The 15316-nt window shown below is 54.3% G+C and carries 11 protein-coding genes; 5 read left to right on the plus strand and 6 right to left on the minus strand.

Annotated elements, in window-relative coordinates:
* Positions 1-150 precede the first annotated feature (150 nt).
* Both ACP7AJ_RS06130 and lepA read right to left on the minus strand, forming a co-directional pair.
* Entirely contained in the window at positions 151-1056 is a 906-nt protein-coding gene (locus ACP7AJ_RS06130) for a bifunctional 5,10-methylenetetrahydrofolate dehydrogenase/5,10-methenyltetrahydrofolate cyclohydrolase (protein ID WP_426059310.1), read from the minus strand.
* A 139-nt stretch (positions 1057-1195) separates the two neighbouring features.
* Positions 1196-2983, minus strand: coding sequence for a translation elongation factor 4 (lepA, locus tag ACP7AJ_RS06135; protein ID WP_426059311.1), 1788 nt, complete (start codon positions 2981-2983; stop codon positions 1196-1198).
* Between the two features lie 156 nt (positions 2984-3139).
* On the opposite strand from lepA, the gene ACP7AJ_RS06140 reads away from it, so the two are divergent.
* The 5 genes from ACP7AJ_RS06140 (at position 3140) to ACP7AJ_RS06160 (ending at position 10214) form a co-directional block, all read left to right on the plus strand.
* Positions 3140-4003 carry a hypothetical protein gene (locus ACP7AJ_RS06140; protein WP_426059312.1) on the plus strand — a complete coding sequence of 288 codons (864 nt, stop codon included), beginning with the start codon at positions 3140-3142 and terminating at the stop codon, positions 4001-4003.
* 140 nt (positions 4004-4143) lie between these two features.
* Positions 4144-4551, plus strand: a complete 408-nt coding sequence (locus tag ACP7AJ_RS06145) for a GlcG/HbpS family heme-binding protein (protein ID WP_426059313.1) — start codon at positions 4144-4146, stop codon at positions 4549-4551.
* 92 nt (positions 4552-4643) lie between these two features.
* Positions 4644-5870, plus strand: coding sequence for a formaldehyde dehydrogenase, glutathione-independent (gene fdhA, locus ACP7AJ_RS06150; RefSeq protein ID WP_426059314.1), 1227 nt, complete (start codon positions 4644-4646; stop codon positions 5868-5870).
* Between the two features lie 249 nt (positions 5871-6119).
* Complete coding sequence (locus ACP7AJ_RS06155; RefSeq protein WP_426059315.1) at positions 6120-9536, plus strand: methylmalonyl-CoA mutase family protein; 3417 nt, start codon at positions 6120-6122, stop codon at positions 9534-9536.
* An 81-nt stretch (positions 9537-9617) separates the two neighbouring features.
* A complete protein-coding gene (locus ACP7AJ_RS06160; RefSeq protein ID WP_426059316.1) occupies positions 9618-10214 on the plus strand; it encodes a hypothetical protein in 597 nt (198 codons plus the stop codon).
* Positions 10215-10498: 284 nt separating this feature from the next.
* Here the strand turns inward: ACP7AJ_RS06160 and ACP7AJ_RS06165 are convergent, their stop codons facing one another.
* From ACP7AJ_RS06165 to ACP7AJ_RS06180, 4 genes are all read right to left on the minus strand, one after another.
* Positions 10499-11674, minus strand: coding sequence for a DUF262 domain-containing protein (locus ACP7AJ_RS06165; protein WP_426059317.1), 1176 nt, complete (start codon positions 11672-11674; stop codon positions 10499-10501).
* Positions 11675-11678: 4 nt separating this feature from the next.
* On the minus strand, positions 11679-12491 hold the full coding sequence (locus ACP7AJ_RS06170; RefSeq protein ID WP_426059318.1) for an FRG domain-containing protein: 813 nt from the start codon (positions 12489-12491) through the stop codon (positions 11679-11681).
* A gap of 599 nt (positions 12492-13090) precedes the next feature.
* Positions 13091-13936: an aminotransferase class IV gene (locus ACP7AJ_RS06175; RefSeq protein WP_426059319.1), complete on the minus strand. Its 846-nt coding sequence runs from the start codon at positions 13934-13936 to the stop codon at positions 13091-13093.
* Entirely contained in the window at positions 13926-15050 is a 1125-nt protein-coding gene (locus ACP7AJ_RS06180; protein WP_426059320.1) for a P1 family peptidase, read from the minus strand. The genes ACP7AJ_RS06175 and ACP7AJ_RS06180 overlap by 11 nt, the downstream gene beginning before the upstream one ends.
* Positions 15051-15316: the final 266 nt, after the last annotated feature.

A 15316-nucleotide genomic window follows, 5' to 3' on the forward strand; every position in this document is an offset into this window, starting at 1 on the left:
TTCTGAAGAAAGTAAAGTCACTGGAATCATAACGTAATGCGTCCGAAAGCTAGGCTTTCTGAACGTTGGGACAGGAACACACCGTTCCCTATGCCGAACTTTAAAAGTACGGCTTTGGTATAGGTTAACCAAATATTTATAAAATCAACCTTATGCTTTAGGGTATATTTCACCCTTCGCAGCGCGTAGGGTATTGAGCAAAAGCATGGCAATGGTCATGGGCCCCACACCGCCGGGCACGGGCGTAATCGCGGAGGCAAGTGGGGCTACCTCAGCAAAGTTCACATCGCCTTTGAGCGTATAGCCGCTCTTCTTGGTGGCATCAGCTACGCGGGTGGTACCTACGTCAATGACTACGGCACCGGGCCTAACCATATCAGCAGTCACAAACTCAGGGCGCCCAATGGCAGCTACTACAATGTCGGCTGTCCGGCAGATTTCGGCCAGGTTCTGAGTGCGCGAATGACATAAAGTAACAGTACAATTAGCCGTATCTAAGTTCTTCGCTAATAATATACTAACAGGAGTACCAACAATATTAGAACGCCCGATGACTACGCAGTGCTTGCCGCTGGTCTTGATGCCTTGGCGGCTCAGCAGCTCGACAATGCCCGAGGGCGTAGCAGGCAGCAATGCCGGCAGGCCGGCCACCATCCGCCCGATGTTCATGGGGTGGAAGCCATCGACGTCCTTCTCCGGCCGAATGGCTTCAATGACCTTCTCCGGGTTGATGTGCGCTGGCAGGGGCAGCTGCACAATGAAGCCGTCTATATCCGGGTCACGGTTGAGCTCATCAACCTTGGCCAGCAGATCGGCTTCGGTAATGTCGTCTTCGTAACGCAATAATGTGGAATTGAACCCCACCCGCTCACAAGCCAGCACTTTGTTGCGCACATAGGTTTCGGAGCCACCGTCGTGCCCGACAAGGATGGCCGCCAGGTGCGGCAACTTTTCACCGGCTGCCTTGATTTCGGCTACGGAAATGGCAATTTCGGCTTTGATGTCTTCGGCGGTTTGCTTACCGTCGATGAGGTTAGGGGTGGTGGTTGGGCTCATAGGAGTAATTAATGTTGACTGCTTTATTTTTAAGTCAGCACAGGGCTTTGTAAAGGCTACGCTGCGACGGCCAAGAGGTGGGGCTTGGATGACATATTAGACAAAAAAAACGCGGCCCTTGAGGAGCCGCGTCTTTTATTTAATCGATTTTCAAAACTGCCAGGAAGGCTTCTTGCGGGATTTCGACTGAGCCCACGGAACGCATCCGTTTCTTGCCTTCTTTCTGCTTTTCAAGCAGCTTGCGCTTTCGGCTGATGTCGCCGCCGTAGCACTTGGCAATTACGTTTTTGCGCAGTGCCTTAACCGTTTCGCGGGCAATAATTTTCTGACCAATCGAGGCCTGAATGGCAATATCGAACATCTGCCGGGGCAGCAGCTCGCGCAGCTTTTCGCAGAGGCGCTTGCCCCACTCGTAGCTCTTGGAACGGTGCACGATGGCAGAGAGGGCATCCACCTTCTCACCATTCAGCATCACGTCCAGCTTCACCATGTCGGCCTCGCGGAAGCCAATTAGTTCGTAGTCCAGCGAAGCGTAGCCGCGGCTGATGGTTTTGAGCTTATCGAAAAAGTCAAATACAATCTCGGACAGCGGCAACTCAAAGGTCATTTCTACCCGCTCCGAAGTGAGGTAGGATTGGCCTTTAATGATGCCGCGCTTGTCCATGCACAGCGTAATAATAGGGCCCACGTACTCCGAAGCCGTAATAATCTGTGCTTTGATAAACGGCTCCTCAATCAGTTTGATGAGGTTCGGCTCGGGCATCTCAGATGGCGCGTTAATGGTCAGCATCTGGTCCTTGGTGCCAATGGCGTGGAACTGCACGCTGGGCACCGTCGTGATAACCGTCATGTTGAACTCACGCTCCAGGCGCTCCTGCACGATTTCCATGTGCAGCATGCCTAGAAAACCGCAACGGAAGCCGAAGCCCAGGGCTACCGACGTTTCGGGCTCCCACACCAAGGAGGCGTCGTTGAGCTGCAGCTTTTCCATGCTGGAGCGCAGCTCTTCGTATTCAGTGGTCTCGACGGGGTAAATGCCGGCAAATACCATCGGTTTCACATCGGCAAAGCCCTGAATGGCTTCCGGTGTGGGGCGGCTCACGTGGGTGATGGTGTCGCCTACTTTCACCTCGCGCGCTTCCTTGATGCCCGAGATTAGGTAGCCTACATTGCCGGCTTGCATTTCGGTACGGGGCTCCTGGTTGAGGCCAAGGATACCGATTTCGTCGGCGCCGTACTCCTTGCCCGTCGCCATGAACTTTACCTTGTCGCCTTTGCGCATGGTACCGTTCTTGATGCGGAACAGGACTTCAATACCGCGGTAGGAATTGAAGACGGAGTCAAAAATCAGGGCCTGAAGCGGAGCTTCCGGGTCGCCTTTAGGAGCCGGAATCCGGTCGCAGATGGCGTTGAGTATGGCTTCGATTCCGATGCCGGTTTTACCCGAGGCGTGCAGAATATCATCGGGCTTGCAGCCTATCAGGTCCACGATTTCGTCGGTCACCTCCTCCGGCATGGCGTGTGGGAGGTCGATTTTGTTCAGGACCGGAATAATTTCCAGGTCGGCCCCGATGGCGAGGTAGAGGTTGGAAATCGTTTGGGCTTCGATGCCCTGTGAAGCGTCCACGATGAGCAGGGCGCCTTCGCAGGCCGCGATGCTGCGGCTTACTTCGTAGCTGAAGTCGACGTGGCCGGGCGTGTCAATCAGATTGAGCGTGTATATCTCCCCTTTGTAGGGATACTGCATCTGAATGGCATGGCTCTTAATGGTGATGCCGCGCTCGCGCTCCAAGTCCATGTTGTCGAGCAGCTGGGCCTGCATGTCGCGCTTGGCCACGGTGCTGGTAAACTCCAACAGACGGTCGGCCAAGGTGCTCTTACCGTGGTCGATGTGGGCAATGATGCAAAAGTTACGAATATTCTTCACAGAGGGCAGTTTTTCAGTCCGCGAAGGTACGAACTGCAGGGCGCAAAAGCCAGCCGGGCAGCATTTGGCTGCCTTATGGCTCAACTGGTTTTATAAGAATAAGGTGCTTAGTTTTGCTATTTATCCTATTTGAGCGCGATTTTATCTCAGCCGCCTATGCAACCGGAAACCGCTACTCTCCCCTCCGCTACTCTCGAAACCGATAGGCATAAATTTCTAATCTCGGCGCTGAATGGCACGGCGCTCTACGTGTTGGCTTACTACGTGGTGTGGGGTGTGCACCAACTGGCTAAAGTGGGCCTCTCGCATGCCTATAACCTGCGCGGCAACTGGGACCCCAGCCGCATTGTGTATACCATGGTCGACAGCGAATGGTGGCCACTGGCCATTATTGCGGTTTACGGCATAGGCCCACTAGTGTGCTTGCTGCTCGGCATAGTGGCGTTCCTATGGTTTTGGAAGCGCCAGCGGGCCCACCGCGGCCAGCTGAAGCTCTTGATGCTGTGGATAGCTTTTCATAGCTGCAATGCCGTGTTCGGCGCCATGCTGGCTGACACGTTCACCCAGTCTGGCTTCTGGTATGTGCCCGATTGGCTGTTTCGGATGGGCAACGTGGTGAATGCACTGGTGGGCATACTATTTGGCTTGGTGCAGCTGGCAGCGGGCTACTTTGGGTCCATTGCTTTTCTGCAGGCGCACGATTCGCGCACCGTGATGCGCTATGCCAATCGCCGCTTTATGGTGGTTTTCACCCTGATGGTGCCGTGGGTGTTGGGTGGCCTTTTCATCACGCTCACCAAGCTGCCTTACTTCTCCCTGCAAGAGTTGCTGCATTTGTTCATGATGGGATTGCTGGTGGCCCCAATGGCTTTAGGCTGCCTTAATGAGACCTTCTCCGACACCGTTCGTCGGCCTTTGCCAACGCACGTATCATGGGGACTGGTGGGCCTTGCCGTTTTGCTGGCAGTGGCCTGGCGCCTGGCCCTGAGCCCGCCGGTCACGTTTGGCTACGCCGGGTAGAGCCGGTTGAGGTGCGCGGCGGCGATTGTAGTATCGTCGCAATGTTGGGAAGTATTGTATCAAACATGGGCAAGGAGTAAACCCGACGGCCGCTACACCGTTGTGTTAGGAGACCTTTTCTCCTAAACCCTTAGAAAACCATGGGAATTACCCTAGCACAAGCGCAGACAGCCCTGGAGGCAGCCCACCAGAAAGCCGTCGAAATGAACGTCAAGATGAATATTGCCGTGGTGGACGCAGGTGCCAACCTGGTGGCCTTCATCCGCATGGACGATGCCTGGCTCGGTTCGCTCGACATCTCCATCAAGAAAGCCAAGACGGCTCGCTTTTTCGACATGCCCACGGGCGCCATTGGTGGATTGTCGCAGCCCGGCGGTTCGCTCTTCGGCATCGAGCACTCCAACGGCGGCCTTATCACCTTCCCCGGCGGCATTCCCATCAAGGGCGATGGCGGCCTGGTGATGGGTGCCATCGGCGTTTCGGGCAGCACCGTGGAAGATGACCACGCCGTGGCAGAAGCCGGCGTCCAGGCCATCGAAGGCAAGTAAGCCTTTTTTTAACTGGTAATAGCATCGTCATGCTGGTCTCGCCCGGCATGACGATGGTTTTTATATCTCGTTACTATCAAAACCCCAGCATCATGGCAGACAACAGAGGAGTAGTGTATCTGGGCCCCGGCAAAGTCGAGGTTCAAAGCATTGATTTTCCCGAACTGAAAAACCCCAAAGGCAAGAAAATTACTCACGGAGTTATTCTGAAGGTCGTTTCAACCAACATCTGCGGCTCTGACCAGCACATGGTGCGCGGGCGGACCACGGCGCCCGCCGGGCTGGTGCTGGGTCACGAAATCACGGGCGAAGTGATTGAAACCGGCGAAGACGTGGAGTTTCTCAAAAAAGGCGATTTGGTTTCCGTGCCCTTCAATGTGGCCTGCGGCCGTTGCCGCACCTGCAAGGAAATGAAAACCGGCATTTGCCTGACCGTAAACGAAGGCCGCGCCGGTGGCGCCTACGGTTATGTCGACATGGGCGGCTGGGTCGGGGGCCAGGCCGAATACGTGATGGTGCCCTACGCCGATTTCAACCTGCTCAAGTTTCCGAACAAGGACCAGGCCATGGAGAAAATCCGCGACCTGACCATGCTGAGCGACATTTTTCCAACCGGGTTTCACGGCGCTGTGAAGGCAGGTGTGGGCCCCGGCACCACGGTGTATGTAGCTGGTGCTGGGCCGGTTGGCCTGGCTGCCGCAGCTTCGGCGCAGCTGCTGGGCGCGGCCGTGGTGATTGTGGGCGACATGAACAAGGCCCGCTTGGCGCACGCCCGGTCGTTCGGCTGCGAGACGGTGGACCTTACCCTCGACGCTACGCTCACTGAACAAATCACGCAGATTCTGGGCGTGCCCGAAATTGACTGCGCGGTCGACTGCGTGGGCTTTGAGGCCAGCGGCCACGGCACTGACTCCAAGAAGGAAGTGCCCGCAGCGGTGCTGAATTCCCTCATGGAAATCACCCGAGCGGGTGGGTCCATTGGTATCCCGGGCCTCTACGTGACCGATGACCCGGGTTCCAAAGATGAATCGGCACAGAAAGGCAACCTCTCCATCCGTTTTGGGCTGGGCTGGGCCAAGAGCCACTCCTTCCATACCGGCCAGACGCCCGTGATGAGCTACAACCGCCAGCTTATGCAAGCCATTTTGTACGACAAAGTACAAATTGCCAAAGCCGTGAACGTGGAAATCATTACCCTTGACCAGGCTCCCGAAGGCTATGCCGAATTTGACAGCGGCGTGGCGAAGAAGTTTGTAATTAACCCGCACAACATGATTCCCAACGTGAAGCCGAAGGCGAAAGCAGAAGTAGCTGTTTAGCGGCTACTCTTAAAGAACGTCATGCTGAGCTTGTCGAAGCATTTCTACCGCTTTGTTGTACATCGTTGACTACTTCCGAGGTAGAGATGCTTCGACAAGCTCAGCATGACGGCCTTTTTGCCTGTTCAGATAGGCTCTTAGCCTACTAGGCATGCGGACCTGTTTGTTGAGAAAAGCCCCGGTGCCAACGCGCCGGGGCTTCTTTCGTACCTTCACCCCGTCAAATTCCCACCCGCTACTCCCCTGCTCATGCAAGCTCCTGTTGCGCCCTACAAACCCAAGAATCACGTTCGTATTGTAACTGCTGCCGCGCTGTTCGACGGCCACGACGCGGCTATTAACATCATGCGCCGCATCATTCAGAGCAGCGGCGCCGAGGTTATTCACCTCGGCCACAACCGCTCGGTGCAGGAAATCGTGGATTGCGCCATTCAGGAAGATGCCCAGGCCATTGCCATCACCAGCTACCAGGGCGGGCACAACGAGTACTTCAAGTATATGTACGACCTGCTGAAGGAGCGCGGCGCTGGCCACATCAAAATCTTCGGTGGCGGCGGCGGCGTGATTCTGCCCACAGAAATTGAAGAGCTGATGGGGTACGGCATCACGCGCATCTACTCGCCGGATGATGGCCGCGCCATGGGTCTGCAAGGCATGATTAACAACCTGCTGGAGCATGCCGACTTCCCAACGGGCCAGAATCTGAACGGCGAAGTTGGTCACGTGAAGGAGAAGGATGCCCGCAGCATTGGCCGTCTGATTTCAGCAGCGGAGAACTTCCCCGAGGAGTTTGAGCGGGTGAAAGACCAGTTGGTACAGGAGTTTCAGCAGAGTGAGGCAAACCAGAATCAGGAGTTGAGGTCGAAGCACTCCGCTCCCATTCTCGGCATCACGGGCACGGGCGGCGCGGGCAAATCGTCGCTGGTGGATGAGCTGGTGCGGCGCTTTTTGATGGACTTCCCGGATAAGACCATTGCCATAATCTCCGTGGACCCCAGCAAGCGGAAGACGGGTGGCGCCCTGCTCGGCGACCGGATTCGGATGAACTCCATCAACTCGCCGCGGGTGTACATGCGCAGCCTGGCCACGCGCCAAAGCAACCTGGCTTTGAGCAAGTATGTGCAGGACGCCGTGGACGTGGTGAAGGCTGCCAACTACGACCTGATTATTCTGGAAACTTCCGGCATCGGCCAGTCCGATACCGAAATCATTGAACACTCCGACGCCAGCCTGTATGTGATGACGCCTGAGTACGGTGCGGCCACGCAGCTGGAGAAAATCGACATGCTCGATTTCGCCGACGTCATTGCCCTCAACAAATTCGACAAGCGCGGCGCCCTCGACGCCCTGCGCGACGTGCGCAAGCAGTACCAGCGCAACCATGGGCTGTGGGACCAGCCCACGGACGAAATGCCCGTGTTCGGCACCATTGCCTCGCAGTTCAACGACCCCGGCATGAACCGCCTTTACCGGGCCGTGCTGAAGATGCTGGAAACCAAAACCGGCGCCACCTTCGCCTCCAGCCTCGAAACCACGGTGGAGGATTCGGAGAAGATTTACATCATCCCGCCGCACCGCACCCGCTACCTCTCCGAGATTGCCGAAACCAACCGCGCCTACGACCAGCGCGTGCGCGAACAGGCCCTGATTGCGGAAATAGCCGGCGCGTTTGCCAAGCTGGAAGAGCACTACCGCGCCGAGAAAAAAGACGGCGACAGCACGGTGGAGGAGTTCAGCAAGAACAAGCAAACCCAGCTCCGCCGCCTCGACGCCGACAGCCAGGCCATTCTGGAAAACTGGGAAAGCACCCTGCAGAACTACCGCAACCCGGAGTACGTGTACTCGGTGCGTGGCAAGGAAATCCGGGTGCAGACGCACAGCAAGTCGCTCTCGGGCAACATGATTCCGAAGGTGGCTACGCCGCGCTACACCGGCTGGGGCGACCGCCTGCGCTGGGCCATGCAGGAGAACTTCCCCGGCGAATTTCCCTACACGGCCGGCGTGTTCCCCTTCAAGCGCGAGGGCGAAGACCCCACCCGCATGTTTGCCGGTGAGGGCGGACCGGAGCGCACCAACCGCCGCTTCCACTACGTGAGCATGGGCCTACCCGCCAAGCGCCTGAGCACGGCCTTCGACTCGGTGACGCTCTACGGCGAAGACCCAGATTTGCGGCCCGATATCTACGGTAAAATCGGCAACGCTGGCGTGAGCATCGCTTGCCTCGACGATGCCAAGAAGCTCTACTCAGGCTTCAACCTGGCCAACCCCAGCACGTCGGTATCGATGACCATCAACGGCCCGGCCGCGCATCTGGCCGCATTTTTCATGAACGCCGCCATCGACCAGCAGTGTGAGCTGTACATCAAGGAAAACGGGCTGGAAGCAGAAGTTGACGCCAAAATCGACCAGATTTACGCCGAGAAAAGCCTCACTCGCCCCCGCTACCAGGGCGAATTGCCCGACGGCAACGACGGCCTCGGCCTGATGCTGCTCGGCGTGACCGGCGACCAAGTGCTGCCGGCCAACGTGTACGAGACCATCAAAGCCAAGACCCTGACGCAGGTGCGCGGCACCGTGCAGGCCGACATTCTGAAGGAAGACCAGGCCCAGAATACCTGCATTTTCAGCACCGAGTTTGCCCTGCGCCTGATGGGCGACGTGCAGGAATACTTCATCCAGCAGAAGGTGCGGAATTTCTACTCCGTGTCCATTTCCGGCTACCACATTGCCGAGGCGGGCGCCAACCCCATTACCCAACTGGCCCTGACGCTGAGCAACGGCTTTACGTTCGTGGAGTACTACGTGAGCCGCGGCATGAGCGTGAACGACTTCGCGCCGAACCTGAGCTTCTTCTTCTCCAACGGCATCGACCCGGAGTATGCCGTGATTGGGCGGGTGGCCCGCCGCATCTGGGCCAAGGCCATGAAGCTGAAGTACGGCGCCGACGCCCGCAGCCAGATGCTGAAGTACCACATCCAGACCTCGGGCCGCAGCCTGCACGCCCAGGAAATCGACTTCAACGACATCCGCACCACGTTGCAGGCGCTGTACGCCATCTACGACAACTGCAACTCGCTGCACACCAACGCCTACGACGAGGCCATCACCACGCCCACTGAGGAATCGGTGCGCCGCGCCATGGCCATTCAGCTCATCATCAACCGTGAGTTGGGCCTGGCCAAGAACGAAAACCCGCTGCAAGGCTCCTTCATCATCGAGGAGCTGACCGACCTGGTGGAAGAGGCGGTGCTGCTCGAATTCGACCGCATCACGGAGCGCGGCGGCGTGCTCGGGGCCATGGAAACCATGTACCAGCGCGGCAAAATCCAGGAGGAAAGCATGCACTACGAGATGCTGAAGCACACCGGCGAGTACCCCATCATCGGGGTAAATACCTTCCTTTCGTCGAAGGGCTCGCCCACGGTGGTGCCGGCCGAAGTCATCCGGGCCACGGAGGAGGAAAAGCAGTACCAAATCGACATGCTCACCCTGCTACACCAGCGCAACGCCTACCAGGCCCCGGCGCGCCTCAAGCAGCTCCAGCAAGTGGCAGTTGCCAACGGCAACCTGTTTGCCGAGCTGATGGAAACGGTGAAATACTGCTCGCTCGGGCAAATTACGAACGCGCTGTTTGAGGTCGGCGGGCAGTACCGGCGGAATATGTAACTTACTTAGTAATAACGGGCATATGCATCCTTTACAGGACGCTTATGCCCGTTATTTGTTCTATAATACAGCTCTTGAATAATGAAGCAATCTGAAAAGTTAGATTTAATCCTTCAAACGCTGTATGAACTAAGGGTAACAGGGCAGCCTCAGTTTCTAAAAACCATTTGCGAGAATTCTGGGGTTCCTTTAGTTTCGAGAGATGAACTTTATATACTCGCTAAAAGGCTCGAAAACGACAATTTAGTTGAGTGTCATTACATAGGGGCGGGTGTTATGGCAATACTCAATAGCTATGGCATTGAATATTGCGAAGAGGACTCGTACTCATATAAAGGGACACCACTTATTATGAATACATATAATTTAACGATTTCAAATAGCCCACAGGCTAACATTGTTTCAGCTTCAACAGGTGTTAGTGTTCAGAATAACTTTCAAGGTGAATTGAAACATAAAATCAATGAGTTCAGGAAGCTCGTTGCTGAAGATGTTAACGTTGACGAAACACAAAAACAAGAAATAAACGAGTGTCTAGAAGAAGTAGAGAGTGCTCTCAATGCGGGTAGAAAGCCCAAATTCTCATTCAAACAGTTATCTGAGCTAGCATCAAATGTTGCTGGAGTAAGTTCGCTGCTTCTTCAAATTGGCCAAATGATAATGTCTCAGCCTGGATGAAAATCTTCTCCAACTAAGCTACCTGGAACTGAAACGACATTGGCAACGCCAAATGAGCCCCGGCGCAGCTTAAGCATCTCCAGCAAGTAGACGTGGCTAACGGCAACCTCTTCGCCGAGCCGATAGGAACGGTGAAATACTGCTGTCTTAGTCAGACTACGAATGCGCTGTTAGAGTTCGGCGGGCAGTACCGGCGGAATATGTAGGGGTGTCGACTAAATGTAAAACGAAGCGGGCGGCCATAATATGGCCACCCGCTTCGTTTTACATTAGGAATAATATAATCAATCAGGCATTTTAAGTCTGGCACCGTTGAGGTATGCAGCCTGCCAATAGCAAAGAATCTCATACATGTGGGTCAAACTTCCAGCATCATTTATACTTCTTGACCTAACATCATATTGGCTTAGCATTTCGACCATATCAATTAGGCGTGTATGGTCTTGCAAATTTCGAAGTTCAATACGCTCTTCTCGAGTTTTGAATTTTAGTCTAATATCTTGAAAATATTCAAGAAAGTTTCTCAAGTATGTAATTGGCGTTGTTGTAGAATTACGCGCTAGCCAATAGTATAATGGAATAGGTCCCTCAGATTTCAAAAGAGGGTCTTTGTGTTGAAATGCAAAATGCATATCTGTTAAAACAGATTTGATTCTATTGGTCGCCTTTTCTAAAGTTGGAGTTTCGGCTAAAAATGCATCTAAAACTAGCTGCTCTGTAATTCCTTCAGGTATTATTCCATTGGAAGAGGTTTGAGCGTGCTCCTTCACTAAATTATCAAGATGACGCTTTTTTGTATCAGTGAATTTACCCCGGAACTCTAGCAGCAATAATTTTGCGGCTAAATTCTCGTCCTGCTTTCTATTATCAGCAAAGGACACACAATCAGTAAAGAAAACATGAGAAGCTATGGATTTAATTAATTCTGGCACTTCACCGGTCAAAGCACTCCTTACTTCTGCTCCCGTTAGGGGTTTGCTTGAATTTAAGCGAACGAACAATTCATTGATAAGAGACTCCTCACTCGTTATTACACTCATGACAGTGAGGCTAGAATTTTCGAATATTCTGGCCACCCTAGGGTGTTTAATAAGTAATTCTGAAAAACGTAATCCGCTAATATTAATACCAGAATCTTCTAAAAAAGTAAAATTGGAAGACAAAGGGTATTCGTCATTAAAGAACCCAAATATAGCCTCAAATCGCTGCTTACCATCAATTACTGCATATGGCTTTTTTCTAATGTTAAGAGATGTATCCCTGTAAGTAAAATCTGCTAAGTAAATCTTGGGTACGTCAAAGCCATTGAGAATAGTATCAATCAAAAAAGCTTTTTGTGAAGGGTACCATACGCCTCCTTTCCTTTGATAGGAAGGATTAAAATCTATATTATCTTGTTCATCATACCACCACCTAAGAGTACGAGCCGGAAATTCGCGAACTTGAAGTATTTGTTGCATAAAACTATTTATTAAAGCCGAAGTAACGTTTTGTCTCTTTTCCTAAACCCTCCATATCTGGGTAGATTACGGAATCTGTTATACCTAGACTTGTAATAGAAATGAGCAATGCTTCTACACATGCAAGAGGAATTACTAGCTTCACTAAGCAGTCATTTGGTAAAGCAACATTATTAACAAATACATCCTCCATAGCTATGACGTCAGTACCGAAAATACTAAAACCTCCCCTCTGAGCTACGATTCTCGGACTATTATAAGTACCATTCATAAAAACCGGGATAGTATTACGGTCAGCTTTTCGGAAGGGAGTAGTTGGTGTATGTGGCACAAAGCCCTTTAAAGCCTCCTCACCGGGAGAGAATATTCTATCTCCTCTCATTTGTGTCATAAGGTGTTTATTCCACATAACTGGATTAACAACCCAAACTACAGCATCCTCAGGATTATTATCAGCTATTGCCCCAGTAAGGGCAAAAAACAAGGCAACAAGGGGATTTTCAGTCCAGTCTAACAAACGGGTTGGAACCCCAAAATGCTGCATATAAAACAGTGGCTCCCAGTCGCCTGTAAGCTCCCGTGTCTGAAAAGGTATGGACTGCTGACTAAACCTCGTCATTATTTGTTCCTCCAGTTCAAAAAAATCTTCACTTCCAGATTTACCAGGATGGCGATAAAGCGTAGGCAAAAGTTTAAAACTAGCCCGGGCGGTGCCTCTAAACCACAGAAAGTTTGGCTTTGCACTATCAAGAGAACTACTGACGAAAGACATTAGGTCTGGCAGATTCTCTATTTGATGAACTTGCAATGTTTGCATGAAAAGGCTGGTAGATTTTGAAATGTATTTAGCACCGTCAAATCTAACAGAAGTATGTTTATAATAGTATCACTATTTAGTCAAATGAGGTGTGACGTCCTAATTCACTAATCCCTATGCCTTACCTCCTCTAAATAGTTTTGTATATCACATAGCAAAACAACAGCCATTGTTAGCTTGTTGAACTTTACTCTTAACTACTTAGGCATCAATGGGACTTCGTGGTCTAGAAAAAGAATCGTCTGCAGGCCCATGAAGCACTTGATTGACCTAACCAACTGGAACCAGCGCGAGCATTTTGCCTTCTTCTTCGCGTTTGAGGGGCCTTTTTGGGTCTAGTTGCCACCATTGACTGCACCCGCGCTCTAGACGAAGCCAAGCGACTCGGGGTACCGTTTTTGCTGTAATACCTGCACACCGCCTTACAGATGATACACTAAGCTTCCTCAGCGGCTTCGAGAGGCGCCAAGAGCACTGGGGCGGGCGCATGGGGTATTTGGGCGCGGCACTGAGGCACGCGAAGCTTCGGCAGCGGCGGTGAGGGCGGCCGATGTCTTTGATTTACCATCAAGTTAAACCAACCGGCGCTCGGCAGCCCCTTACCCCTGCTCCTGTGCCTCCAGGTCCAACAGCGCCTGCAGGAGGGCTAGGGTTACGGGCCCGGGCCGGCCTGTGCCTAGGACGAAGTCGTCAATCTGCACCACCGGCAGCACGCGCTTGGTGGTGCTGGTCAGGAAGGCTTCTTTGGCCTGGTACATTTCGGCGAGGGTAACCCGGCCTTCGGCTATGCGAAAGGGCGGCGCGGACAGGGCCAATAGGTTGTGGCGCGTGATGCCTGCCAGCACGTCAGTGTCGGGCGTGAGGACCGTGTTGTCGTGCTTCACAATGAAAAAATTGGCCCGCGGTGCCTCTGTTACCACGCCTTGGTGGTGGTAGAGCACGTCGTCGGCGCCCTTCGCTTTAATCTGCTTTAGCAGTCGGATGCCTGTGGCGTAGTTGATGGTTTTGGCTGGTGGGACTTCACGCACGTAGTCGTGGGTGATGAGCTTGATGCCCGTTGCGACTTGCTCCGGCGTGGGCAGCGCCAGCGGCTGCTCGGTCAGCAGCAGGTTGGGCACGCCCGGCTCGTAGCCGTTGGCTGAGTAGCCGCCGGTCAGGACCATCTTGATACCGGACAAGGGCAGGTTGTTGCGTTGAATCAGCTGCTCAATCACACCCGCCAATGCCGCCCGCTCCAAGGGCACTGCCAGCTCCAGCAGCTGCGCCGAACGGTAGAAGCGGTCGAGGTAGGCGTTGAGAAACAGGGGCTCTCCGGCGTGAACCTTAAAAAAATCGAACACTCCATAGCCACGCTGAATGGCTAGGTCGCTGATGTGCAGAAACGCCTGGTCGAGGGGCGTGAATTGGCCGTGTATGTAGGCGTAGAGCGGCGGGTTAGCGGGCATGGTGTTGCTTTAAAATCTTGAGCACTTTGTCCAGGGGCAGAGCTTCGATGCGCTGCTTGCCCTGCATGGTTTCGGCTCGAAACAGGGAATTGATGATGGCTTCCTCCGTGGCTTCTATCACAGCCAGAAACAGCGGCGACAACGCCTCGTTGGTCAGCGTGGTGGTCGTTTGAGTCATGGCCGTCGGCCCATAGGGCACGCGCCCGCCGGGGTGGGTCGAGAAAGCAACGACGTAATCGCCGCTGCCGTTGGCAACAATGCCGCCCGTTTTGGCCAGGCCCAGCATGGCGCGTTTGGCCAGGCGCTCCAGGTTGCGGGCCTCGAGGGGGGCATCGGTGGCCACCACAATCATACAGGAGCCGTCGGCGGGGTCGCGCAGCTGCTGGCTCAGGTAAAACTGCTTCAACGCCTGGCCGACCGGGGCCCCATTTATCTGCAGCACGCCGCCAAAATTTGTTTGCACCAACACGCCCACGGTGTAGCCGCCCAGCGCGGCCGGCACCACACGCGACGCCGTGCCGATGCCGCCCTTGAAACCAAAGCACACCGTGCCCGTGCCGGCCCCGACGTTGCCCTCGGCAACCGGCCCGGCCTGGGCTTGCTCAATGGCGGCCAGGACGTGCGGCGCCGTCACGTGCCGGCCACGAATGTCGTTGAGGGCCCCGTCGTTGGTCTCCCCCACGAGGGCATTCACCGATTGCACCGTTTCGTTGCCGGGTTGGCGCAGCACGTACTCCACCACGGCGTTTAGGGCCGTGCCCACGCCGAGGGTATTGGTCAGCACAATAGGCGTTTCCAGCACGCCAAGCTCCTGGACCTGCGTGCTGCCTGCCAGCTTGCCAAAGCCGTTGCCAACGTAGACTGCGGCGGGCACTTTCTGCTGAAACACGTTGCCCGGGTGCGGCACAATGGCCGTGACGCCGGTTCGTACGGCATCGCCTTGTATCAGGGTAGTGTGGCCCACGCGGACGCCGGCCACGTCGGTAATGGCATTGAGCGGCCCGGTTGGCAGCACGCCAATGCGGATGCCGTACTCGCGGGCGCGCTTGCGTTCCTGGCTTTGGGCCTGAATGGTCAGGCTCACCAGCAGCAGCACGAGTAGAAGTTGTTTCATGGGCGGAATGGATAGCAGGTTGGTGGACTAAAGGTATCGGGCGTCGAGGTAAATAATAGCAGGCCGCGACGGTAGAGACAAGAGCAAAATCGCCTGCTGACAACCGCCCGAAGTGGCGCTCCACCGGCCACGCTTGCGGGGCAATACATACTAGTGGGTTCAAATAGTGCGAATCAGCGCCCGCCCATGTTTGGTTTAGCAATGCCAACTCACACCCCGCTTTGCTGCCACCATTTGTTCAGGCGCCAAAACTGCTACCACAGCAG

It is taken from the genome of Hymenobacter sp. B1770 (assembly GCF_049896385.1).
In the GTDB taxonomy this organism is placed as follows: domain Bacteria; phylum Bacteroidota; class Bacteroidia; order Cytophagales; family Hymenobacteraceae; genus Hymenobacter.